Below are 24,768 nucleotides of genomic sequence, written 5' to 3' on the forward strand. Positions count from 1 at the left end.
TCAGCAGTTAGCGCACGGAGTCCTTGACCCAATCCTTGGCGTCCTTAACCAGCTCCTTGGCATCACCTGCATGCTTTTGGGCTTTGCCAGTGATTTGCTTTTCCAAGCCTTTCAATTGCTGATCAGTGCTACCCACCAATTTGCCGGCCTCTTCCTGGACTTGTCCAGCAATGTTCTTGGCGGTGCCCTCAACTTGATCCTTGTTCATGGTGATATTTCCTTTCAGACGATTAAAGTACATGTGAGTCTTTTCCAAGACTTACGGGTAAATGGTACGGATAGACCGATAACTCATCCGTGCGCCCGCGCACAAACTCTGCAAATTTTTTTGGTTCGTTAACGCACTGACCGACGGCTTGGTGTGCGGTACGGTTGACCGACTGAATTCAACGCGATTTTTTCGGAGTAGTACATGGACAAATCCAACCCACCAGAAACCTTTGGCATCTTCAAACCCACCGGCCACACGGTCATCGTGTTGCGGTCTACAGAAGACCTGGAGGCTGCCAAGACTGCTCTGGAGAAGAGAGCTTTCTCACCCGACGGCATGGTTATCTACAGCCCACAGGAGATGGCCGCGCTGGCCCGGTCAGAGCGCCAAGCGTCAAGCCGGATGGCAGCGTTTGGTTATGAAATGGAGTTGCTGGACACCCATCTCGAGCTTGCCGAACAAGGGTGTAGCTTTCTGGTCGTACCGGCACCCAACGACGAGCAAATTGATGGCATCACTGAAGTAGCAACGCAATGCAACGCGGTCTCAGCGCAGCATTACGGTCGCTTCCTTATACGGGACTTGATCGATAGCACTGCACCGAATGCGCCGATCAAGGAAACGCCTACGCCCGTCCGCTAGCGCTTTCCCAGGTTTTCACCGCGGCCACAAAACCATGTGGCCGCCACGCAATACCACCGTCACGTTGGGTGGCACTGGTGAGGGTCTTGCGCGATCAGCTGCGCGGCTCGCCCTGGGCATTGACAGGAATCGTGGCTCCCGGCGCATATGTCATCTGAACGCGGTGCTCGACACCTCGGAAGGTGTACGCCACGTCCCAGAATGCTGGAGCGGCAGCGCTGGGCTGCGTCTCGCACTTCTGAACATCACGCGTAGTGGCTGGAGTCCCATTCTTGTTACGCCCCACATTGGCGCCTACAGCTGCACCTGCTGCCAAGCCTCCAACGGTGGCAATGTCTTTCCCGACCCCGCCGCCAATCTGGTGACCCAGAATTCCGCCGACCAATGCGCCGAGCACGGCGCCGCCTACGTTAGCTTCGCCGCGCGTAGCAGCAACCTCTTCACGCTCCATCCAGCAACGCTGCTCGGGCGGACCCACCACAGCACGAACGGACGTTACGTTGGCCTCGTAGACGCGCTCGTCTTCGCGGCGGCGGTTATCGTAGACCGGCATACGTTCTGGCGCATAGCGGCGGTCTTCGACCCGCGTGTTCCAGTCCAGCGCCCGCACCGAAGAGATACGATCATTCAGGCCCATCGCGGCCAGGGACGGATACCGTCCAGGGTTCAACACTGTGCACTTCCCATTGAAGCGGCTGTGTTCGCAGACCTCCCATCGCTGGCCCAACACCACGGCGGACGAAGCCCGGTCATTAAAACCCGACCGCGCGAAATCATCAACGGTCTGATCCGCTGAAAAGGTGCGGCCCTGGAAATTTTCGTCCTCGTAGAACGTCGCCTGGGATGGCAGCGGTGCGGGGGCAAGCCTCTCAGCGATATCCCGGCCATTGCTGTCTACTGGTTTCAGAGATGACACACGCTCGTTCAAACCCATGGCGCTCAAAGAGGAGTATTGCCCCGGGCGCAGGATCATGCAACGACCACCGAAACGGACGTCATCACAGACCTCCCACCGGGTATTTGTATCCCCACGGACAATGACCGAGGAAGCGCGATCGTTGAAGCCGCCGCGGCGCAGGTTGTCTACCCTTTGCTGGGATGTAAATGAGCGCCCCTGGAAGTCTTCTTGCTCAAAAAATGTGACATCAGCAAACGCCAAGCCTGCCATCAGCGCCGCCGCAGCGGTCAGCGTCAGTCGTAAAGCGGTTTTCATAGATTGCTCCTCTAAAAGTCAAAAACCGTAGGCTACGCAGCATCCACCCTGGCGTCCGTTCGGTGACGAACACAGCTCGACAATTTCGCAACGGCATGTGTGCGCCATCACACGGTAAATGCTGCGCTGCACGCCTAACATCAATGGCTCAAGCCCCCGGGCAACGTGCTCGAAAATCGACAATCAATCAGGGAAGAAACAAGATGGCCAAAGGAATGATTCTTGCTGCGGGCCAAGGAACCCGCGTGCGACCGCTCACCCAGGATTTGCCGAAACCCATGGTTCCCATACTCGGCAAACCCTTGATGGAATACCTCATCGAGCACCTGGCCCGACACGGCGTTACGGAGATCATGGTGAATGTGGCCTTCCACCACCAGCGCATCGAAGAGTATTTTGGCGATGGCCATCGCTGGGGCGTGCATCTGGGCTACGCGTATGAGGGCATCCGCGACCATGGCGACATACTCCCCAGACCCCTGGGTTCAGCCGGTGGCATGCGGCGCATTCAGGACTTTGGTGGTTTCTTTGACGAGACCACATTGGTGTTGTGCGGTGATGCCTTGATTGATCTGGACATTACGGCTGCGCTGGAAGAGCACCGCCAAAAGGGTGCCATGGCAAGTGTCGTGGCACTGGATGTTCCGCGTACCGACGTCCAGGCGTATGGCATTGTGGTCGCCGCTGCGGACGGTCGCATCCAGTCGTTCCAGGAAAAGCCCAAGCCGCACGAGGCGCGGTCTACTCTGGCAAGTACCGGCATCTATCTCTTTGAGCCTGAGGTGCTCAACAAGATACCGTCAGACACCGTGTATGACATTGGATCCCAGCTATTCCCGCAACTCGTCGCCGAACAGGTTCCGTTCTTTGTGCAAAATCGGCCCTTCAACTGGCTGGACATTGGACGCGTCAGCGATTATTGGTCGGTATTGCAACGCGTTTTGAACGGTGAGATCGACTACATGAAGATGCCCGGCGAGCAGATCCGCCCCGGTGTCTGGGTGGGCTTGAATACGTCTATTCCCTGGGATGAAGTAGACATCGAGGGCCCGGTCTATATTGGCTCCAATGTACGCATAGAGCCCGGTGCCACCATTACTGGGCCGGCCTGGATCGGCCATGGCAGCCTGGTCCGCACAGGTGCCCGTATCACCCGTAGCGTGCTGTTCGAATACACGCGCATCGCCGCCGACATGCATTTCAGCGAAATGATCGTGTCCCGCCACTATTGCGTGAACCGAAGCGGCGAAACCCTGTACCAAGGCGATGAAGCCACCGATCTCCGGTGGGGAGACGCGCGTGCTGAGGCGTTGACGACAAGGCTTGCCGCCAAGCCCCAAGCGCGACCGCTGCGGCTGGCGAGCTACCGGCCGCAGGAATCGAGTCCCACTCCAAAAGCCTGGAAGGGGTCCAACGGCTTGGCCGCTGCCTCCAACGCATCGACTGTGGCCTAGCCAATATCTGGCCCCCCACGCGGCCCGGTCTCACCACATCCCGCGATGCTCGCCGCCCTGCCCATGCAAGAATCAAAAGCATCGAAGAGACCTGCCCCTGTGGCGGTTCTGCAGCGCGATGTTCAGCCCGCCGTTTTGCGCGTTCCTGAATTGCACTACCGCAGGCTATTCGAAACTGCCCGAGACGGCATCCTGCTGCTGAACGCAACGACTGCTGAGATCGAAGACATCAACCCATATCTGACGGAATTGCTGGGCTACTCCCACGCTGAGTTGATGGGCAAGAAGATTTGGGAGGTTGGGGCATTTGCAGATATCGTCGAAAGCAGGGAAAAATTCCGAGAGCTGCGCAACAAGGGCTTTATCCGTTTTGACAACCTGCCGCTGCGCAAGAAATCAGGCGCGAGCGTTGCCGTTGAATTTGTCAGCAACACCTATGACTGTGCCGGTGTTACCGCTATACAGTGCAATATCCGCGACATCAGCGAGCGCAAGCAGGCGGACGAAAGAATCAGCGCGCTGGCCTTCTTCGACCCGCTGACGCGCCTTCCCAACCGCACATTGCTGCTGGACCGTTTACAGCAAGCCATGATTGTGGGGGCGCGCAGCGACAGCCATGGCGCACTCTTGTTTCTGGATCTGGACCACTTCAAGGCACTCAACGACTCCCTTGGGCACCACGTGGGTGACGAGATGCTGCAGCAGGTGGCGCAGCGACTCAGCGATTGCGTGCGCGAGGGCGACACCGTTGCCCGCCTGGGTGGCGATGAGTTTGTCGTGGTGTTGGCGAACCTGCACCAGCGCCCGCGCGAAGCCGCCAACCAAGCCCAGGATATCGGCAGAAAGATACTCACGACGCTGAGCCAACCGTACCGGCTGGGCGACACGGCCCGCACGTGCACCGCAAGTATTGGTGCAACGCTCTTCAGCGGCGGCAAGGAGTCCATCGACGATTTATTGAAACAAGCTGACTTGGCGATGTATAAAACCAAGGACAGGGGTCGCAATGGCTTGCAGTTCTTTGACCCCGCCATGCAGGCCGCCATCCGGCAACGTACAGCGTTGGAGAAGGAGTTGCGCCAGGCCATCACACAGAACCAGTTGGTACTGCGGTTCCAGCCCCAGGTGGTCGGTGATGGGCGGCCTACCGGTGCTGAGGTACTGGTGCGCTGGCAACATCCAGAGCGCGGGTTGATGCCACCGGGGGACTTCATTCCATTGGCAGAGGAAACGGGCTCGATATTGCCGTTGGGGCAGTGGGTGCTTCAGGCTGCCTGCACGCAATTGGCTGCATGGGCCACCAAGCCCAAGACCAGGAACCTGCGTTTAGCCATAAACATCAGCGCGGGCCAGTTTCGGCAAGCTGACTTTGTGGATCAGGTGTTGGGAGCACTTGCCCGCACCGGCGCGAACGCCCAACGGCTCAAAATGGAGCTGCCAGAGAGTCTGCTGGTCGACAACGCCCCATCGATCATCGAGAAAATGTTTACCTTGAAGGCCCAAGGTGTGTATTTCTCTTTGGGTGACTTCGGCACGGGTTACTCGTCACTTTCGTCGCTAAAACGCATGCCGCTGGACGAGTTGAAGATCGACCTCAGCTTTGTGCGCTATATCCTCAGCGACCACCACGACGCATCTATCGCCAAAACAACCATTGCGCTGGCCCACAGTTTGGGCTTGAACGTGATCGCCGAAGGGGTGGAAATTGAAGCACAGCGAGACTTTTTAACCGCTGCGGGCTGCCACGCCTTTCAGGGCTTTTTCTTCAGCGAACCGCTCGCGGTGGCTGGCTTTGAGCGGTACGCACGCCGCGTGCTTTAGACAACGCCGAAGGGGCGACATGCGCCCCTTCGGTTGGCCAAAACATTCTCACAAAAACTGGATTACTTGGGCTTGCCCACTTCGTGGCCAATCGCTCCGCCGACCACAGCGCCAGCCGCTGTGCCCACCGGTCCACCGCCCAGCACAGCACCTGCTGCACCTCCGACAACAGCGCCGGTGGCGGTACTGCGTTCCTGATGGGTCATGCCAGCGCATGCGCTCAGACCCATAACCGACGCCAGCAGTACGGCTGGCATCACTGCAAAAGACCTGTTGTTAAGTTTCATGGTGATAACTCCAAATGGGAAGAACTGCGAAACCGTGAAGTGCAATGGATACCCCCACGGATGAAGCTCCATTGTTGGGGGCTGCCGTAGAAACTTCTGTGCGCGAGCGCACCCACAGCCAACGTTTAAAAAATGCTATTAATTTCGTAGCTGCTTACGCTCTCTAAACAAGGGCTGCCGCCTATTTTTAGCTATAAGTTCGGTGCCGAACAGAGCAAAATCTTGCTTTTCTGTACGCTAGGCGCACTGCCGCTGCCCGCGTGTCGGCGGTAGCGCCAGCGTTATGAAATAGGATGCGCGTTTAAGTGTCCCAAGACAAATCACCACACTCGAAAGTACGCCTCCTTGAAAACTCCCCAAAGAACCTTTGCCTGGCTTGCTACCCTCTTGCTGCTGTGCACGGGCCTCGCATACCTGTTTTGGTCCCAAGGCCAAGTGGTAGCCTGCATCACCACGCTGGTCGTCCTGGCCCTGCTGCTGACGCTGCACAGTGCCTACTCCAGCTATCGGGGGTCGCAGCGCCGGCCGGATGAGCAATCGGCCCACAATGCCCTGCTGCGGACCAGCCCTGTGACGGCGGACTACGCCGCCCAGCAAACCCTGCGCGACAGCGCAGCACAGGTGCAGGCCATTCTCAACACGGTCAGTGATGGCATTGTGACGCTGCAGGCTCAGGGTGGCATCATCGAGTCCGCCAACCCGGCCGTTGAACATATGTTCGGTTACCGCGCTGCGGAACTCAAGGGCAAGGCCTTCGGCTTGCTGATACCCGAGTTAAACCAGGAGCAGCACCAGGTGGCCCTGGAGCACTACGCCGTCGGCGCCGCGGCGCGCGCCATGGGACAGGGCCGTGAGGTCATGGGCTTTCGCAAGGACGGTAGCTTCTTCCCAGTGGAGATTGCCGTCAGTGACATGCTGCTGGGCGACCAGCGCTATTTCACCGGCATCCTGCGAGACATCAGTGCCCGCAAGCAGGCCGAAGAGGCGCTGCGCAAGGCCGGCGCGCTGCAAAACGCCATTTTCAACAGCGCAAATTTCTCCAGCATTGCGACCGACGCCAACGGTGTGATCCAGATCTTCAACACGGGAGCCGAGCGCATGCTGGGCTATACCGCTGCGGATGTCATGAACCTGATCACCCCGGCTGACATATCCGACCCCGGCGAAGTGGTTGCACGCGCCGAGGCGCTGAGCGTGGAGTTGGGCACCGAGATCACGCCGGGATTTGAGGCGCTGGTGTTCAAGGCATCGCGTGGCATCGAAGACATCTACGAACTGACCTACATCCGCAAGGACGGCGTACGCGTGCCGGCCGTGGTGTCGGTCACCGCGCTGCGCGACGATGGCAACCAAATCATTGGCTACCTGCTGATCGCCACCGACAACACAGCCCGCAAGCTGGTCGAGGCCGAACGCGCACAGCTGGGCCGGGCGCTGCACCTCAAGAATGTCGAACTGGAAGCTGCGCGCTCCACGGCCGACAAGGCCAACCTGGCCAAGTCGGAATTTTTATCCAGCATGAGCCATGAGTTGCGTTCCCCGTTGAATGCCATTTTGGGCTTTGCCCAACTGATGGACTCCGGCCTGCCACCGCCAACACCCATCCAGAAGAACAACATCCAGCAGATCCTCAAGGCCGGGTGGTATCTGCTGGAACTGATCAACGAGATACTCGATTTGGCGCTGATCGAGTCGGGCAAGCTGTCGATGTCGATGGAGCCGGTATCCCTGCAAGAGGTGCTGCTGGATTGCCAGACCATGATGGAGCCCCAGGCACGCCGTCGCGGCATCCAGATGCGCTTCCCCCAGTTCAAGGCGCCCTGCTACGTGCAGGCCGACCGCACCCGCGTGAAGCAGGTGTTTGTCAACCTGCTGAGCAACGCCATCAAGTACAACCGCCAGGATGGTTCGGTGGACATCACTTTCCGGCCCGCGGGCAAGACCCGCCTGCACGTCAGCGTGCGCGATACCGGCGAAGGCCTCTCGGCCAAAAAGCTGGACCAGCTGTTCCAACCTTTCAACCGCCTGGGGCAGGAAGTAAGCGACGAGGAAGGCACAGGCATTGGCCTGGTCGTCAGCAAACGGCTGGTGGAGCTGATGGACGGCAGCATTGGCGCGCACAGCTCCGTGGGGGCGGGCAGCGATTTCTGGATCGAACTGAACCTTGCGCACCCGCAATCCTTGGTGCTGGATGCGGCGCAGGAACTGGGCTTGCTGCCGGAGGCTGCACCCAACGGCACTGCGGTGCGCACCCTGCTATATGTGGAAGACAACCAGGCCAACATGGAACTGGTGGCACAGCTGGTGGCACGCCGGCAGGACATTCGCCTGCTGCGGGCCGAAGACGGTGTGCGCGGCATGGCCATGGCGCGCACCCACCTGCCGGACCTGATCCTGATGGACATCAACCTGCCGGGCATCAGCGGGACCCAGGCGCTGGGCCTGCTGCAGGATGACCCGATGACCCGCCACATACCCGTGCTGGCGCTCAGCGCCAACGCCATGCCGCGGGATGTGGAGAAGGGCCTGCAGGCGGGATTCTTCCGCTACCTGACCAAGCCCATCAAGATCGCCGAGTTCATGCTGGCGCTGGACCAGGGTCTGGAACTGGCGCAAACTCAATCCGACCCTACTTCACATGCCAAATAGGCCTGCAGCCCCCGTGCAGAGCGCGTAAGCAGCTATACATTCAGGAGCGCTTTTTTGCGCCCCTCCTTATTGATAAGTCCATCGGAGAACACCATGATCACCTCAAGCGACATCCTCGCCGCAAAAATACTGGTCGTTGATGACCAGGAATCAAATGTGCAACTGCTGGAGCAGCTCTTGCACGGTGCCGGCTACACCGCCGTAACTTCCACGCAGCAGCCCCAGGACGTGTGCGCGCTGCACCGCGAGAATGCCTATGACCTGATCCTTCTGGATCTGCAGATGCCGGTCATGGATGGCTTTCAGGTCATGGAAGGCCTCAAAGCCAACAGCGACGATCCCTACCTGCCCGTCATCGTGCTCACCGCGCAGCCCGGCCACAAGCTGCGCGCCCTGCAGGCAGGCGCCAAGGACTTCGTCAGCAAGCCGTTTGACTTGGTTGAAGTCAAGACGCGCATCCACAACATGCTGGAGGTGCGCCTACTGTACAAGCGCCTGGACGACTTCAACAAAGTGCTGGAGCAGACCGTGCTGGAGCGCACTGCCGAACTGCGCGAGAGCGAGGCGCGATACCGTAGCCTGACCGAACTGGCGTCGGACTGGTACTGGGAGCAGGACGAACACGGCAGCTTCACGCAGGTGTCCGGCCCAGTACTGGATATGTTGGGAATGGCCAACACGAACCCCACGGCAGCAGGCTGGGACCCTGCCGACCGCGAAAAGCTGCGCAGCACCATTGCCGCGCGGGAGCCTTTTTTGGACTTCATCATCCATCGCCACCACGCCGACGGTACGCAGCAGCAGTACCGGGTCAGCGGTGAGCCCATGTTCAACCGCAGCAGCCGTTTCCTGGGTTACCGGGGCATTGGCGTTGAAATCGTTGCAGGTGCGTGAAGTGACCAACACCGTACCCCACCAGATGAAGCCGCTGCACTTCCCACAACAAAACCATCTGCTCGCGGCACTGCTGCCAGCAGACTTCGCGCTCTTTGCCGAGCACCTGGAGCTCGTGCCGATGGCACTGGGTCAAATGCTTTACGAGCCTGGCACCCAGTTAGACCACGCCTTCTTTCCCACCACGTCTATCGTGTCGCTGCACTATGTGACCGAGACTGGCGCATCGGCAGAAACCGCCGGCGTGGGTAACGAAGGGCTTGTAGGCATTTCGCTGTTCATGGGGGGCAATACCACTCCCAGTTCGGCCGTGGTGCAGACGGCGGGTTATGCCTACCGGCTGGACCGCCAAGTACTCCAAAGCGAATTCAACCGCGCGGGCGCCCTGCAACGGCTACTGCTGCGCTACACCCAGGCCCTGATGACACAGATGGCCCAGTCGGCCGTCTGCAACCGCCACCACACGGTGGAACAACAGTTGTGCCGCTGGCTACTGCTAACCATGGACCGCGTGCCAAAACGCGAACTGGTCATGACGCAGGAACTGGTGGCCAGCATGCTGGGTGTGCGCCGCGAGAGCGTTACCGAGGCCGCCGGCCGCCTGCAGGCGCAGGGCTACATCCGCTACCGCCGGGGACACATTGCGGTGCTGGAACATGCGGGCCTGCAGGCCAGTGCCTGCGAGTGCTACTCCGTGGTCAAGAAGGAACTGGCGCGCCTGCTCAGCGACGTGCAAAGCAGCCACGGTTAACACGGCTCCGTCCGTCTCATCGCTGCGCGGGCCTGCGCTTGGCCCTACTTCTTGATGCTCATCTCGTTGCGGACGAGACGCACGCCTTCAACGCCGCGGGCGACCTCCATTGCGCGGTCAACCTGGGTTTGGTTGTCGACAAAGCCGGTTAGCAGGACCTCGTCGTCTCTGGTGACCACGGCGATGTCCAGGCTTTTGATGCTGGGGTCGGCCAGCAGCCCGGCCTTGACCTTGCTGGTAATGATTCCAGCATCCACCTTCTTGCCCACAGTCGTGGGGCCACTCTTCAGCACCACATTGTTCTGAATGCCTTTGACGCCAGACACGGCCCGGGTGACGGCGGTTGCACGGTCCACCTGCGCCTGGTTATCAACAAAGCCGCTGAGCAACACTTCGCCCTTGCGGGTCTGGACCTTGAAGTCAAAACTTTTGATATCCGCATCTGCGAGCAACGCGGACTTGACCGTACTGGTAATGACACTGTCATCGATAACGGTACCAACGGTTGTGCTGGGGGCCGGCATGCCGGCGCCAGTGCCCTCCACCGGCTTGCTGCAGCCCACGGCTGCAGCAGCCACAACAGCGGCCAATGCGGCGCTCAGCAACCTGGTATTCATATGGGTTTTCATAGGCTTGCTCCAAAAGGGAAAGTGGCCACGGGTGTGGCGACGCCGCCCAGCATGCACGGATTATTGATGAGCTTCTGTTCGCTTGCGAACAAACAGCCCAACCGGCTACCCCTACGCTCCAGTTGAACCATGTGACAGGCCAAACCGATGCCAGCGCCACACAGCCACACCCCGACACTCTGACACTAGGCGGTGTGTGGACCGCGCGCGGCTTGGGTACCGTCCCCACCCAACTGGCAAGCCTGCAGTTTCCTGGCACGGCAGTGCAGATCGAGGCAGGCGGCGTAGACCGACTGGACACGGCCGGCGCCTGGGTACTGCACAAGCTGCTAACCCGCCTGCGCGCGCAGGGCCATGAGGTCTCTGTGCAAGGCTTTCAGCCCGACAGTGCGCGGCTGTTGCAAACCGTGGCCCAGCATGAGGACGACCTGCAAACCCGCACGGCGGCCACTGGGCCTGCAGCCGTGCCGGTGCGCATGCTCGAACGCGTGGGCCGCCAAGCCGGGTCTGCTTGGGAGCAATTTGTCGCCATGCTGGCTTTTGTAGGTGAAACCGCATGGGCGTTCGCTGGCTGCATCGCCCACCCTTCGCGGATGCGCTGGCGTCCGATTCTGTTCAACATCCGCAGGGCCGGCTTTGATGCGCTGCCTATCGTCGGGCTGATGCTGCGGGAATTTGCACCGCTGATCACTGCCATCACCATCGCCGGGCGTTCGGGCTCTGCCTTTGCTGCGCAGATCGGCACGATGTCCGTCACCGAGGAAATCGACGCGATGAGGACCTTGGGCATCGCGCCGCTTGAGCTACTGGTGATACCCAAAGTTATCGCCCTGGTCATCGCCCTGCCCTTGCTTACTGTGTTTTCCGACGTATTGGGGGTGGCGGGCGGCATGGTCATGGCGCGTAGCCAGCTGGAGGTGGGCTATGGGGAATTTCTGGACCGCATGGGCAAGGCCGTCAGCGTGACATCTTATTTGGTCGGCATTGCCAAGGCGCCGGTGTTTGCCGTCGTCATCAGCATGGTGGGCTGCTTTCAGGGCTTTCGCACGCGCGGTGGCGCCGACAGCGTGGGTTTGCAAACCACCCGCAGCGTAGTGCAGTCCATCTTCCTCGTCATCGTGGCGGACGCACTGTTTTCCATCGCCTTCAGCATCCTGGACTTGTGACATGGAAGGCGCAGCGCAATCCCAGGAGACGGTCATCGAGATGGAAAGGGTGGTGACCCGTTTTGGCGATCACGTGGTGCACCAGGGCGTGGATCTTGCGGTACACCGGGCCGAAATATTTGCGGTGATCGGTGGCAGCGGTACCGGCAAGTCCACGCTCTTGCGCGAGATGATCTTGCTGCAAAAGCCCACCGAGGGCCGGATACGGGTGCTGGGCGTGCCGCTGGAGGGCATCTCGGACAAGGCGGCGCTGGAATTGCGCCAACGCTGGGGTGTGATGTTCCAGCAGGGCGGCCTGTTTGGCTCGCTGACTGTGCTGGAGAACATCGGCCTGCCACTGCGTGAGCACACGGACCTGGACGATGCTCTGATTGATGAAATAGCGCACTGGAAACTGTCCACGGTGGGACTGAAGCCCGAAGTGGCGGACCAGTACCCTTCCGAACTCAGCGGCGGCATGATGAAGCGGGCGTCGCTGGCGCGCGCGCTGGCACTGGACCCTGAATTGCTGTTTCTGGACGAGCCTACTGCGGGCCTGGACCCCGACAGTGCCGCAGGCGTAGACGATCTTGTGCGCTCGCTGCGCGACCTGTACGGGCTGACCATCGTCATGATCACCCACGACCTGGACCTCCTATGGCAGGTGGCCGACCGTGTGGCCGTGCTGGGTGATGGCCAGGTGCAGGCGGTCGACTCCATGCAAACGCTGGCACGCTTGGACAAGCCTTTGATCCGGCCTTTTTTTGATGGTCCACGTGCGCGCAGCGCCCAGCAACAGGCCAACCCCTCCTCTTCCAACCCGTCCCAGGAGACAGCATGGAAACCAAAGTAAGCTTTTCCATCGTGGGAGCTTGCGTACTGATTTTGGGCGCCACGCTCATCACTGGCGCGCTGTGGCTTGCGTCCGGCGGCGCCTGGCAAAAAGACTACGACACGTTCTGGGCGATAGAAAACGAGTCCGTATCCGGCCTGAATCTGAATGTGCCGGTCAAGTACAACGGTGTGGACGTAGGCAAGGTGGTCGCCATCGACCTGGACCGGGCACACCCCGAGCGCGTGATCCTGTCATTCGCTATCGAACGGGGGATTCCCGTCAAGGAGGACACCATTGCCGTGCTGAAGACACAGGGTCTGACCGGCATCACCTATGTAGAACTCAGCGGCGGTGCCTTGAACTCACCGCCTCTACAGGCCGTGCCGCCCAATCGCTACCCGGTTATACAGACCAAGCCATCCCTCAGTGCCCGGCTGGAGAATGTACTTACGTCCGTGCTGGGAAAGCTGGACAGCACGTCCAACAACATCAACACCATACTGAGCCCGCAGAACCAGACCGCGTTCAAGGACATCCTGAACAACACCGCACAGGCCACGGCCAAGCTCGGACCGCTGATCGACCGGGTAGGGCGCAGCGCCGACGCCGTCGGCAAGATGGGCAATGACCTCTCCACCGCCGGAGCAAGTGCCTCACGGGCGGCGGACGGGCTGGGCGCCGGCGTAAAACGCCTGGGCACCGAAACCCTGCCCGAAGTCGAACATCTGCTCGGTGAGCTCGGTAGCCTCAGCAATGCGCTCAAACGCCTGGCAGACCAAACGACCCGCGACCCGAGTGGCCTGCTGTTCGGTCGGAAAGCGGTGCCCAACGGACCTGGAGAAGAGGATAAAAAACCATGAAACCCTACCTTTTAGGCACATGCATAGCCGCCGTAACGCTGAGCGCATGCAGCATGCTGCAGTCTTCAGCCAACAGCACCCCACCAAGTTACTACGCGCTGGAGGCGCCACGCGTCACTGCGCCTTCGAACACGGCCCAGCGCGGCGCGCCTGCAAACGCCCCGACGCTGATCATCAGCCCGGTGCGGGCGGCGTCGGGCTTTGACAGCCAGCGCATCATCTACGTACGGGAGCCACACAAGCTGGAGTATTTCTCGCACAGTGAATGGATAGACGCACCAGCCCGCATGTTGGGGCCACTGATGGTGGCAGCGGTCGAGCAGACCGGGGCATTCCGCGCGGTGGTCATGACACCGGGCTCTGCCGGTGGCGATCTGCGTCTGGATAGCGAAATCGTACGCCTGCAGCAGGATTTTCAGACCAAGCCCAGCACCGTCCAGTTCGCACTGAGGGTCTACCTGGTGGAAGAAAAAACGCGCAAGGTCGTGGCCTGGAGAGCGTTCGAGACGCAGGTCGCAACCGCCAGCGATGATCCGCGTGCCGGCGTCATCGCCGCCAACCAGGCGGTTCAGACCGTACTGCAAGAGCTGTCACAGTTCTTGCAGAGCCGGCCACAGCAATAAACGCCAGGAATTAAAAAGCCCCTGTGCTCCGCAAGGAGCCAGGGGCTTTTTTTACTAAACGCTGTGATCAGGGGCGCACAGTGATCTCGTTGCGCACAGCAACCACGCCCTTGACACCGCGGGCGATTGCTTCAGCCGTATTGCGCTCGGCGCTATCTTTGGCAAAGCCAGACAGCATGACGGTGCCCTTCAGGGTTTCCACCTTGATCGAAGCGGCATCTACCTGTTTGTTCTCAATAAAGCGGGTCTTGACCAGGGTTGTAATGCCTGCGTCGTCGACGTAGTTACCGACGCTTTCCTGGCCGCGCTGCACAGCACAACCGGTGGCAGTGAGTAGAACAATGGCTGAAATGGCAATCGCGAGTGTTTGGCGGATCTGCATAGTGAATCTCCAGTAAATAATTGAGTTAAGAAGCGAACAAGTCAACTATAAAAAAATACTGCCGATGCGTCGGTGTGCTACCGCACCGAACAAACCCAAGTCGGGAAACTAAAGCGTTACCCCACCAAAAGCGGGATGACAAAGCAGCTATCGCCCGCCAGTTCCGCCCAGTGCAGGGCTTGGCCAGGCCGTAGCGCATGTGCTCCCAACTCCGCCGTTGCGTCCAGTGCATCTCCCAGGTTGGCGCGCAGGAACACGAAGCGCAACGAACGCCCATCGCGAACCAGGCGCATCTCTGCGCGATCCCAATGCGAGGGAAGGCAAGGCTGGAATGACAACTGCTGGGCCTCCAATTGCAGGCCGAAGATGGACTCGATGGCCGCGCGGTGTAACCAGGCTGCAGCCCCGGTGTACCAACTCCAACCACCACGCCCGACATAGGGTGGCTGGGAGTACACATCTCCGACCATCGCGTAGGGCTCAACGCCATACGCCAAGCCGCGGGACGGATGGCTGGACCGGTGCGCCGGGCTCAGGTACGTGAAATAGCGGTAGGGTGCGTCACCCCCGCCATCCGGGTGTTGTACGTCCTTGGCGCGCAGGGCCTGGGCCATCAGCCCCCACACGCCAGCGTGCGAGTACTGGCCGCCGTTTTCGCGAACCCCCGGTGGATAGGCCTGAATGTAGCCCGGGCTGGGCACGGACTGGCTGAAAGGTGGATCCAGCAACTTGATCAACCCCGTTTCAGGGTCTACCAGTTGGCTGTCCATGGCCGTCATGGCCATGCTCTGCATGTCCAACGGGGCTGCCCGAGACAGCACGGCCCACGATTGGGCGATCAGGTCTATTCGGGCCTCGGCATTGGCGCTGGAACCCAGTGCCTGGCCATCGTCGAAGAACGCCCGCTTGAACCACCGACCATCCCATGCAGGGCCTTGCAGCGCAGCCTGCCAACCGCGCACGGCCGACTCCCATGCCTGCACGCGTGCGTCTTCGCCACGCTCTCGGGCCAGCGGCACAAAGTCAGACGTCAGGCGGCACAAAAACCAAGCCAGCCAGACCGATTCGCCGCGGCCCTCGATACCGACGCGGTTCATGCCATCGTTCCAGTCGCCACTGCCCATCAGCGGCAACCCGTGCTCCCCGACCCGCAGGCTGTGGTCGATGGCGCGCGCAGCATGCTCGTAGACAGAGGCCGATTGGGCGGTAACGCCAGGCGTGTAATACGCGTCCTCCGCGCCGGCAGGAATAGCTGCGCCTTCTAGAAACGGCACCTGCTGGTCCAGCACCGTCTTATCTCCGGTGACCTGTACATAGCGCGTGCAGGCATAGGCCAGCCACAGCAAATCGTCTGAGAAATGGGTTCGCACACCGGCGCCCAACGGCGCATGCCACCAGTGCTGCACATCACCCTGCTCGAACTGCCGCGACGCACACAGCACGATCTGGTCGCGCAGCATCTTGGGCGCAGCCCATGCCAGCGCCATCGCATCTTGCAACTGGTCGCGAAAACCAGTCGCTCCGCCCGCCTGGTAGAAACCTGCCTTGGCCCACAGTCGGCAAGTGACCGTCTGGTACAGCAACCAGCGGTTCACCATGGCATCGAACAGCGGGTCTGGCGTTTGCACCGTCGTGGCGCCCAGCAGTCGGTCCCAAGTATCGAGCACGCTTTGCAGCCGGCTTTGGCCGGGCACTTCCGCGGCCGCGGTTGCCAGCGCCAGCGCCGCATCGGGGTCGGCCGCATAGCCGAGCAGAAAAATGCGTTCGCCCGAGCCACCTGCACCCACGTCCAGACGCGCAGCCAGTGCGGCACAGGGATCCAGCCCTATGCCGCTGCGCCGTCCAAATTGTTCGGGTAGTACGAAATGGCCACTGGTATCGAAGCATTCGCGCCGGTCACACGTCCAGTCCGCATCTTCGCCTTCATCGATACCGGCCAGGGCCAGAAACGCAGTGCCATCTCCGAACCCTGCAGAGCGTTCACGCTGCGTGGAGAACAACACCGAAAGCTGGCCGACAGTCAAGGGCTGGTGACAGAAATCGGTCTGCACCGTGCCACGGTCGGCGCGGTTGGCACCCATCATCCACTCGGCCATCGCAATGGCGCGCAGGCGCACTGGCTTGGGGTTGCGGTTGACGACGCGCAGTGTCACCTGCTTGACCGCCGTATGCGGGTCTACACACCAGTGTGCGCTGATGTCCAGGCCACCACGCTGGTGACTGATCACGCTGTAGCCCTGGCCGTGGCGAATCTCGTACTGGCAGCCTTCTGCGCCCCAGGCGTTCGGCGTAACACTCCAAACCTGCAGGGTCTTGAGGTCCTGAAGCAGAAACCACTCCGACGGCGGGTCAGCCACCGGATCGTTGGACCACGCGGTCAACTGGTTCAGACGGCTGTTCACCGCCCACGTATACCCACTACCGGCCTCAGACAGCTGGGCACCGAACTGCGGGTTGGACAGCACATTGATCCATGGCCTCAACGGGCGCACGCCTGCACCCACCGCAAATCGGAATTCCCCCGATTCCTGCATGAACTCGCCCGTGGGGGCGGTGAGCGTCAATCCGGTACGGGCTCTGGCCTGCAATTCGGCGAAAGAGACCGCGCGCCGCTCATCCATAGCCTGACTGTGCAGGTCCATCCACTCCTGCACATGGTGCGCCAGCGGGCGCCCGTCGGCATGGAGCCGCACCCGCGCATGGGCCTTCAGCGTGCTGAGTTCGTCTGCCGACAACTCGTTGGCCGATAGGAACACAAAACCGGCAACAGCCGCGCGACCGGTGTCAAACAGGTGGCGATCGCGCAATGCAGCCACTTCGCGCTGCAGGGTCATATCGTACGAGGCCGGCTCCGAGCTCACGACCACCAGATCGCAGGCTATGCCGCCCCAGGCCCACAAGTTGAGCGCCTGTGCCATGACACGCAGCAGGCCCAGGCCCTGCAACACCCCGGCCGATACCAAAATAATGGGGCGGTCGCCGGAGACACCAAAGCGCCACAACAGACGGCGGTCGCATACACCCAACTTGGGGCTGCCGCCGCTCGCCGTGCGGCGCAGCGGCCGGGTCAGGGTCAAGACCAACGCCGTGGTGAGGGTCTGCATGGCAGCAAGATTTTCAGCGCTGATACGCAGTTCCCGAAGGCGAATACCCATCAGCGTTGCCGACATCAACGACGCACGTTTGACGTTATTGCCCAAACGGTATTTGTCAATCACTGCGCGCAGCGTGGCGCTGTTGTCCGAGACAGCAGTCGCAAATGTCAACTGGATACGCCCCCGGGGCGCTATATGCACCCGTACGGCCAGTGCGCAGACCGGGTCCAGCCCGGTCATCAGAACCGCGCTGCCTTCCTCCCCACCGGAGGGCGCCGCATCAAGCGCCGCCAACGGCTGGGCCGTAGTGTGGTTGCGGCCCAGCCAGCGCTGCCTGTCGGCTTGTATGGATAAGCCCCGTATGCGGGGATCGGACGTGGTTAGAAAATGCGCCATGTGCAGGCCCTGCTCCGTCGGCAGGCGAGGCTTGCGCTCGTATAGCAAGGCCTGGTGCGTGGCTAGCCATGCAGCGCGGACAAACAGGCTGGTAAAGGCCGGGTGGGCCTCATCGGCCATCCGGTCAGCCAGCGTGGGCTCGAACGCCGAGATGAGCTCAGTGTCCAACGGCTGATCGCTGTCATTGCGCAATTCGACCATGCGGAATTCGATGTCATCCTCCGGGCTGACCCACACTGTGGTTTGGGCGTGGACGCCCGGCCATTCCGTATCGAAGCACACGCGGTCTGCGTGGAAGGTGCTGCGATAGGTCGCCCGGGCATCGGGCGACGGATGCTGTGTCAGCGATACCGGCTTGCGCTCTGGGGCCCAACGCAGGTAAAAGAAGCTGCCACGGTCATCGCGCAGGGCGTCGTCACGCTGGCGGGTGACACCGGTCTGCCCCCAGCGGCTCCAGCCGGCCCCGTTGGCACGCAGCGCAACACTGTAGCGCCCGTTGGACAGCAGGTGGGTGGGCTCCACCGCGGCCTCGCCTGGGGACACTGCACGCAGCAGGCTCGGAACACGGCGACGTTGCTGCCCCAGCGGCCGCAAGGCTGGTGGGGGTCCGTACAGCAGCGACACCGCGCGCGGCACCGGTTCGTGCAGCAGGGACACCACCGCTTCCATCGACGGATTGGCCATGCCCCAGCGCTGCGCGGGCTTTTGCAGCAACGCATTGGCCAGGGCAACAATGCTCATGCCCTGGTGGTGGGCCATGACGGTCTCTACGGCAGTGAAAGACTTGCCATCCACGCGGCGCGCCGGGCTGTAATCCAAAGCGTCTATGAAGCCATAGCGACTGCGTGCGCCCAGACTTTCCAAAAGGCGCAAGTTTCGGGTGGCGGCACGCGGTGCAATCAAGGCCACCAGGGCAGTGGCATACGGCGCGATAACCAGTTCGTCGGCCGGCGTGCGTCGCAAGGCCAGGCGCGGTACACCTTGTGGCGCATACTGGTAGGCCAGCGTATGGTCACTGGCAGCGTATGCCGACTCCGACACCCCCCAGGGCAAGCCCTGCGCGCGCGTGAACAGCATCTGCTCACACAATGCAGTTTCGCATGCGGCTTGCAATACGCTGCCTTGGGGCTCGGCCATCACCAGGCTGGGCATCAGGTACTCGAACATGGAGCCGGTCCAGGACCGCAACCCTACCCGGCCACCCACTGCAAAAAATGGACGCCCCAGCGATGCCCAGTGGCGCACCGGCACGTCCCCCTTGGCAATGGCCAGCAGGCTGGTCAGGCGGGATTCAGACGCCAGCAAGTCGTAAAACGCAGAGTCTCGCTGGTGCTCTGCGACCCGGTAGCCGATGTGGAACAACCGACGCTTGGGGTGGTACAAGAAGGTGAAGTCTGCCTGCCACGCCAAATCTGCCAGGGACTGCGCCAGCGTGCGCAAACGTTGGGCGGTGTTGACGGGGTCCAGGGGCTTGTCCAGCGCGGCCGATCGCAGCGTGGCGCGATGGTCTGCCAGCATCCACCGCAACTCTTCGCGCATGCGGGGCGGCAATTGGGAACGCAGCGCCAACAATGGCGCCATGCGGGCTCGAGAGGCCGCAATGGCGCTCTGCTGGGCAGTACCGTCCAGCGGCGCTTTCGCCAGTTCCAGGCAAGCCTGCGACACAGCCAACAAGTGTCCGCAGAGGTTGCCGCTGTCCACCGTGGACACGTACTTTGGCAGCAAGGCTGCGCAGTTGCTGGTGTCGTACCAGTTCAAGAAGTGGCCGCGGTGGCGCTCCAGCTTCAACGCCGTGGCCAGCGTTGCTTCAAGGCGGGCCACCATCTCGTGCGTTCCGATCCAGCCAAACTGCCTGGCACAGGCAACGCTCAACAGGTACAAACCGATATTGGTCGGAGACGTGCGTTGCGCGACGATATCGTGGGGGGTGAGCTGCAGGTTGTCGGGCGGCAAATGGTTGTCTTGCGCTCCCACGCAGCGCTCAAACAGGCGCCAGGTATCGCGGGCCACACCATTCAGGTAGGCAGCATCCTGTGCGGACATCGGTGCATCGGTTTGGGGTGACCCTGGGCGGCTGGCCCACCAAGTCCACAGCGGCGAGCCCGCCCACACCAGGCACAACACCACGCTGAATGCCGGGTATGGTGTGCCGACCAAGAGCAGCAGCGCCAGCAAGGCCACCGCAGCCGCGCACACGCGCCAATGCAGGCCGATGATGGCAGCCAGTTGCGTCCTGGCCTGCGCTTGTGCAGCCGCCGCCGTGGTCCACTGCAACAGGTGGCGCCGACTGACGAAGCTTCGGTACAGCGCGCGCCCGATCGCGTCCAGCGCCAGCAGCGATTGTTGCAACAGTTGGGCCACATGCCAGACACCGGCCAAGAGGGCTCGGCCTAGGTCAACGGCAGCACCGACAAAAAAGCGCCGCCTGGCCAGATCAGTCTGGCGTAGAGAAAACCCGGCCAGCGCCCCCAGCAGCGGCCCGGCCGTAAACGCGAGAAATACCACGGCAAGCGCCACCCATGGCGACACGGCAGTGCCCGCCAACGCACCCACCAGCAGCACGAGCGACAGCGGCGCCACCAGTGAGCGGCGAAGGTTATCCAGCATCTTCCATAGATTGACGACCCGTATGCCGTACCGCTGGGGGCGCAGCAGGGCCGTCACCAGAATGGGCAACAGCTGCCAGTCACCGCGGGTCCAGCGGTGCACGCGGGCAGCGGCGACATCGGCGTGGAAGGGGGCATCCTCAATGACCGTTAAATCGGTCACGGCCGCACAGCACGCGATCGACCCTTCCAGCAGGTCATGGCTCAGCACCTGCTCCTCGGGCAGGCGTTTGGCCAACACCGCATGCAGCGTTTGCACATGCAACAAACCCTTGCCGGTGAATGTGCCTTCGCCAAACAGGTCCTGGTAGACCTCTGAACTGGCCACGCTGTAGGGATCAATACCGCACTGGCCGGCAAACAGCCAATGGTAGGGCGTAACCTGCTCGGCAGCGGGTAGTGGCGTTACGATGCGGGGCTGGAAAATCCCATAGCCGCTTACAACGCGGCGCCCACTGGCGTCCAGCTGCGGCTGGTTGTGTGGGTGCGCGGCCACGCTGACCAGCTCGCGCAAGCGCCCCGGAGGCAGGTGGGTGTCGCTGTCCAGCGTCACGATATACCGGGTACCACGCGCCATGCGCGACACCACGCCCAGCTCCACAAACCCTTCGCTGGTATCGGTGGCCAGCGCGCTGACCAATTGCTCCAATTTGCCGCGCTTGCGCTCCCAACCTATCCACCGCTGTTCACTGTGGCTAAACACTCGCTTGCGGTGCAAGAGGATGAAACGGGGGGCAGTGTGGACATCGCCGTCAGGCCGGGGGTGGCGCAGATTGAGCGCTTCGATCCGTTGCTCTGCCAAAGCCAGCCAGGCGTTGTCGGTTGGGAGTTGCTCGGTATCGGCGTCGGCCCAATCGGTCAACAGCGCAAACTGCGCCTCGCGCTCAGGATTGGCCAAGTAGTGCAGTTCCAGCTGGTGCGCCAGTTCGTCAATGGCCGCTGGCGCAGTCAGCATGCCGGGAATAGCAACCAGCACCCTGTGTTCCGCAGGAATACCCTCCAGCAAGGCCAGCCGTGGCAGGTGCTGCGGGCGGGCCGATTCGCTGATCAGGCGGTTGACCGTCGCGACCACTGCCTCCGACGCAGGGATCAGCATGGCCAGCGCGCAGACCACCGCCAGCCACGGCTGGTCGTCGAAGTCGACGATACCCATGCCGTGGCGCAACAAGACCCACATCAGCAGGGACAAGGCCCCAAACAGAACCAACAGGTAGCCCGGCAATGCCAAGTGTCGGACACAGCTTCGCCACCACTGCCCGGGTGCGTCAGGCAAACCTATGGCCTGCATCAGCGCAAGCCGCCCTGCGCCACGCAACCAGTAGTGGGCAACCGCAGTGGCACCGTCCGGCGTGTCGGTGGATCGCATCAGATGCAATAGAGCCTGCGCCACCGATACCTCGCTGAGCCCACTGCGCCGCGCCAGGCGCTCTATGGCGTGCAGGCTCTGGTCACGGGTGGCATCGTCTTCAGCACAAAACACCGGCGAGCCCGACATCAATTGCATCAGTGCGCTGGTTCTGGCGATGATGCCTGACCAGTCCGCATCGCCAATGGCGCGCAAGGACATAACCGCATTGCTGACACTCAGGTTGTCCTGTGCCTGGTCCGCGCTGTGCCGGATTTGAACCGCGGCTGGATCGGGCAGCGCCGCGCGCAGCCAGGCCTGGACCATGGTCTGGCCATTGTCATCACCGGCAGTACGACGGTCTTGCAGACGCTGCGCCATCTGCGCCAGAAACATACGGTCGACTCCGCGCGCACTCAGCAGGGTCAACAATCCGTCCAATGCGTCCGCATCGTATTCATCAATGCGGTCAAAGCACAAGTTGGCCACCTCGCGGGCCGCCTTGTTGGCGGCCACGCGCTCAGCCAACCGTCGCAAATTTTCGATGAGGACCACGCGCAGTGTCGTCGGCAGCGCCCAGACCTCGCTTAGTTTGAGTTCGCGAACCTGCTGGTAAGCCTTCAGGAAATGCGCCAGCAGCGCCTCGTCAAACGCGCCATCCGTGTGGGCGACAAACGCCCAAGCAACACCATAGATGCGCGGCAACCCGGCCAAGGGTTCGTCCTGCAAGATGGGGAGGCTGCGAAAATAGCTCCGCGGCAAGCCTTCGTGGATCTCCTTGAGCTGCGCTTCTACGGTATGGAAGTTATCCAGCAGCCATTCGGCTGCGGGACTGATGTCATACCCGGTACTGGCATGCACCCCGATGTAACGGTGTGCCTCGCGCAGCACGCGCATGTTGTCCTTGAGCCGCGGAAAGAAAGTGGCCGCGAAAAAAGATACCGGCTCGGCCCTGTGCACTGCGCCCAGGCTCTGCCCGTGCTGCTCAAAGCGTTGTGCACCGAAAATCTCGGACCGAATAGGCGGCTGTACCGCACCGCGCGAGGGATCAAGGATCTCGCACAGCGCGGGGGAAGCGCCCGGTAGCAAATCTGCCAGGGCGGATTGAACCATGGGCCTACAGTGACATAGCTACCACAAACACCAGCAGCGTGATTCCGATCAGCGTGGTAACCAACCGGTCAGCAACAAAGCTCCCCATGCTCTCTGCTATGCAACGCAGCGTAAACAGCCGTCCATGGGCGTCTTTGCAGACACCCAGATGGTCCCCCAGCGACGTTAACTCCACGGGCGTCGTGTCCGCGTCACCGCCAAACGAGGCTGTGCTCCAGAAATGGACAACGGGGTGATCGGCTTTCATGGGAACTCCTCTATTAGTTGGTGAAATCAGCGGGGCGAAATGGTGCCGCGCTCGTCGGAGAGGACGATCTCAACACGGCGGTTCAGCTGGCGGTTCATGGCAGTGTCGTTAGGGGCTACCGGGTACGACTGGCCATAGCCACGCACCGTAACCTGCGCTCGTTGCACGCCAAGATCTGCCAACGCGTCGCGCACGGCCATCGCACGGCGCTCAGACAACTCTTGGTTGTGCTGCGCAGTGCCGGTGCTGTCGGTAAAGCCTTCGACCAACACCACACGCTTGGGGTTCTGTTGGAGCACGGTTGCAAGACGCTGCACCATGCGCAAGCCATCCGCGTTCAACTTGGCTTGGTCCACGGAGAACAGTACGTCGCCCAGCGTAATGATCAACCCCCGCTCGGTCTTCTTGGCTGACAACTCAGCCATCTGTGCTTCAAGCTGTTGGTTCCGGGCCATCGCCTCGGCAGCCAAGCGTTGGGCATCTGCTTCGCCAGCTTGGGCGGCATTCTTCTGCATCGTGGCTGCAGCAGCAGCTGCTCGCGCGGCCTGTGCGGCACGCTCAGCATCTTCAGCCTTCATACGGGCCTGGTTGGCCTCTTGGGTGCGCTGATCCAGGCGAACCTGGTCGCGGACGGCACCTGCACCAGCGATGTCCGCCTCGGCAGATTTACGGCTGGCGACCTCGGTGGCCAGGGCGACTTTCTGTCGCGCCAGGTAGGCCAGTTTGTCGACTGTTTCCAGGCTCTCGCGTTCGCGGGCCGCTTTTTCGGCCTTGGCCAAGGCCTCGGATGCGGACTGCATCTCCAGCGCTGCGTAAGTAGCTACTTTAGGATTGTTTTGGGCCTGCGCGTAGTCCGAGCGGACCTGCTCAAGCAGAGTAGTCGTCTTGGGGCCGCTGGCGCAGGCGCCGAGCACCAGCGCGGCGGTGATCAGCATGGCAGAGATACGTATTGTTTTCATGGTGTCCACTTATTTTTAAAAATTACTGGGTGTTGGCGCGGTCAAGCTCGCTACGCAAAACACGGATGTCTTCTTGCAGCGTGGCGGAGACGGCTTGGGCTTTGGCCGAACCGGCTTTGGCCTGCGCCAGCTTCGCATCGGCTTGTGCCTGAGTGGCAAGATCGGATGCGGACTTGTAGTCTTTTGCCGCGAGGGCCTGCTTGGCTGCGGCAAGCTTGCTGCGAGCGGCCTGCATCTCTTCGGGTGCGAACGCATTCGCATCCGCACTGTTGGCGTTCTCTACTGCAGACTGCGACACCGCTACGTCCGCCGTGGCGGGGGTCTTCAGACTGCTACTGCAAGCACCAAGGGCGAGAGCGCCGACCATGCACGCGCTGGCGATGAACCATGGTTTGGGTTTAGACAGTTTCATATTTAGCCTTCTTCGTAAATGGATTATTCAGTCGCGTATGAGCGCCTGATAACCCGGTTGTACGTGCAACTCAACAATAAGTCTGTGCCCTGGCGCACGCAGGCGAACCAGCCAACGGTGGATTTAGCGCAACAGTTGGGTCCGAGCAAACGCCTATGTGATTTGGCGCACGGACCGCAGGTCGCCTGCCCGTGAACAT

19 protein-coding genes are annotated in these 24,768 nt (G+C 61.4%); 10 read left to right on the top strand and 9 right to left on the bottom strand.

The features are described from left to right. Positions 1-7: 7 nt before the first annotated feature. The gene (locus AC097P_RS20210; RefSeq protein WP_479612234.1) at positions 8-208 is read right to left on the bottom strand and encodes a CsbD family protein; all 201 of its coding nucleotides are present in this window, start codon (positions 206-208) and stop codon (positions 8-10) included. Positions 209-412: 204 nt separating this feature from the next. Here AC097P_RS20210 and AC097P_RS20215 point away from each other — a divergent pair, with 204 nt between their 5' ends. Next, complete coding sequence (locus AC097P_RS20215; protein ID WP_479612235.1) at positions 413-853, top strand: hypothetical protein; 441 nt, start codon at positions 413-415, stop codon at positions 851-853. Between the two features lie 94 nt (positions 854-947). Here AC097P_RS20215 and AC097P_RS20220 read toward each other — a convergent pair whose 3' ends face one another. Further along, a complete protein-coding gene (locus tag AC097P_RS20220; protein ID WP_479612236.1) occupies positions 948-2,066 on the bottom strand; it encodes a beta/gamma crystallin-related protein in 1,119 nt (372 codons plus the stop codon). A 215-nt stretch (positions 2,067-2,281) separates the two neighbouring features. Between AC097P_RS20220 and AC097P_RS20225 the strand changes: the two genes are divergently transcribed. Both AC097P_RS20225 and AC097P_RS20230 read left to right on the top strand, forming a co-directional pair. Continuing rightward, positions 2,282-3,520, top strand: a complete 1,239-nt coding sequence (locus AC097P_RS20225; RefSeq protein WP_479612329.1) for a nucleotidyltransferase family protein — start codon at positions 2,282-2,284, stop codon at positions 3,518-3,520. A gap of 99 nt (positions 3,521-3,619) precedes the next feature. Then, positions 3,620-5,341 carry a putative bifunctional diguanylate cyclase/phosphodiesterase gene (locus tag AC097P_RS20230; protein ID WP_479612237.1) on the top strand — a complete coding sequence of 574 codons (1,722 nt, stop codon included), beginning with the start codon at positions 3,620-3,622 and terminating at the stop codon, positions 5,339-5,341. A 62-nt stretch (positions 5,342-5,403) separates the two neighbouring features. Here AC097P_RS20230 and AC097P_RS20235 read toward each other — a convergent pair whose 3' ends face one another. Then, positions 5,404-5,628, bottom strand: coding sequence for a prenyltransferase (locus tag AC097P_RS20235; protein WP_479612238.1), 225 nt, complete (start codon positions 5,626-5,628; stop codon positions 5,404-5,406). 345 nt (positions 5,629-5,973) lie between these two features. Between AC097P_RS20235 and AC097P_RS20240 the strand changes: the two genes are divergently transcribed. The 3 genes from AC097P_RS20240 to AC097P_RS20250 all read left to right on the top strand — a co-directional run bounded on the left by AC097P_RS20240 (position 5,974) and on the right by AC097P_RS20250 (position 9,922). Beyond that, positions 5,974-8,277 carry a hybrid sensor histidine kinase/response regulator gene (locus AC097P_RS20240; protein ID WP_479612239.1) on the top strand — a complete coding sequence of 768 codons (2,304 nt, stop codon included), beginning with the start codon at positions 5,974-5,976 and terminating at the stop codon, positions 8,275-8,277. 93 nt (positions 8,278-8,370) lie between these two features. Next, positions 8,371-9,171, top strand: coding sequence for a response regulator (locus AC097P_RS20245; protein WP_479612240.1), 801 nt, complete (start codon positions 8,371-8,373; stop codon positions 9,169-9,171). 25 nt (positions 9,172-9,196) lie between these two features. Continuing rightward, complete coding sequence (locus AC097P_RS20250; protein ID WP_479612330.1) at positions 9,197-9,922, top strand: Crp/Fnr family transcriptional regulator; 726 nt, start codon at positions 9,197-9,199, stop codon at positions 9,920-9,922. A gap of 44 nt (positions 9,923-9,966) precedes the next feature. On the opposite strand, the gene AC097P_RS20255 is transcribed toward AC097P_RS20250, so the two are convergent. Next, the gene (locus AC097P_RS20255; RefSeq protein WP_479612241.1) at positions 9,967-10,551 is read right to left on the bottom strand and encodes a BON domain-containing protein; all 585 of its coding nucleotides are present in this window, start codon (positions 10,549-10,551) and stop codon (positions 9,967-9,969) included. 131 nt (positions 10,552-10,682) lie between these two features. Here AC097P_RS20255 and AC097P_RS20260 point away from each other — a divergent pair, with 131 nt between their 5' ends. Genes AC097P_RS20260 through AC097P_RS20275 form a run of 4 tightly spaced genes read left to right on the top strand, consistent with a single transcriptional unit; the run spans position 10,683 to position 14,014 of the window. After that, entirely contained in the window at positions 10,683-11,717 is a 1,035-nt protein-coding gene (locus AC097P_RS20260) for an ABC transporter permease (protein WP_479612242.1), read from the top strand. Position 11,718: 1 nt separating this feature from the next. Beyond that, positions 11,719-12,549, top strand: a complete 831-nt coding sequence (locus AC097P_RS20265; protein WP_479612243.1) for an ABC transporter ATP-binding protein — start codon at positions 11,719-11,721, stop codon at positions 12,547-12,549. Further along, positions 12,534-13,391 (top strand): MlaD family protein, encoded by an 858-nt coding sequence (locus tag AC097P_RS20270; RefSeq protein ID WP_479612244.1) that lies wholly within the window; start codon positions 12,534-12,536, stop codon positions 13,389-13,391. The genes AC097P_RS20265 and AC097P_RS20270 overlap by 16 nt, the downstream gene beginning before the upstream one ends. After that, positions 13,388-14,014 (top strand): ABC-type transport auxiliary lipoprotein family protein, encoded by a 627-nt coding sequence (locus AC097P_RS20275; RefSeq protein ID WP_479612245.1) that lies wholly within the window; start codon positions 13,388-13,390, stop codon positions 14,012-14,014. Before AC097P_RS20270 ends, AC097P_RS20275 begins: the two co-directional genes overlap by 4 nt. Before the next feature lie 67 nt (positions 14,015-14,081). Here the strand turns inward: AC097P_RS20275 and AC097P_RS20280 are convergent, their stop codons facing one another. The 5 genes from AC097P_RS20280 to AC097P_RS20300 all read right to left on the bottom strand — a co-directional run bounded on the left by AC097P_RS20280 (position 14,082) and on the right by AC097P_RS20300 (position 24,569). Then, positions 14,082-14,396, bottom strand: a complete 315-nt coding sequence (locus AC097P_RS20280) for a BON domain-containing protein (protein WP_479612246.1) — start codon at positions 14,394-14,396, stop codon at positions 14,082-14,084. Between the two features lie 116 nt (positions 14,397-14,512). Next, entirely contained in the window at positions 14,513-22,951 is an 8,439-nt protein-coding gene (locus tag AC097P_RS20285; RefSeq protein WP_479612247.1) for a glycoside hydrolase family 94 protein, read from the bottom strand. Positions 22,952-22,955: 4 nt separating this feature from the next. Further along, positions 22,956-23,198: a hypothetical protein gene (locus AC097P_RS20290; protein ID WP_479612248.1), complete on the bottom strand. Its 243-nt coding sequence runs from the start codon at positions 23,196-23,198 to the stop codon at positions 22,956-22,958. Positions 23,199-23,224: 26 nt separating this feature from the next. Then, positions 23,225-24,157, bottom strand: coding sequence for an OmpA family protein (locus tag AC097P_RS20295; RefSeq protein WP_479612249.1), 933 nt, complete (start codon positions 24,155-24,157; stop codon positions 23,225-23,227). Between the two features lie 22 nt (positions 24,158-24,179). Next, positions 24,180-24,569, bottom strand: coding sequence for a DUF4398 domain-containing protein (locus AC097P_RS20300; RefSeq protein ID WP_479612250.1), 390 nt, complete (start codon positions 24,567-24,569; stop codon positions 24,180-24,182). Positions 24,570-24,768: the final 199 nt, after the last annotated feature.

This window comes from Rhodoferax sp. ZS1R8 (assembly GCF_056521325.1).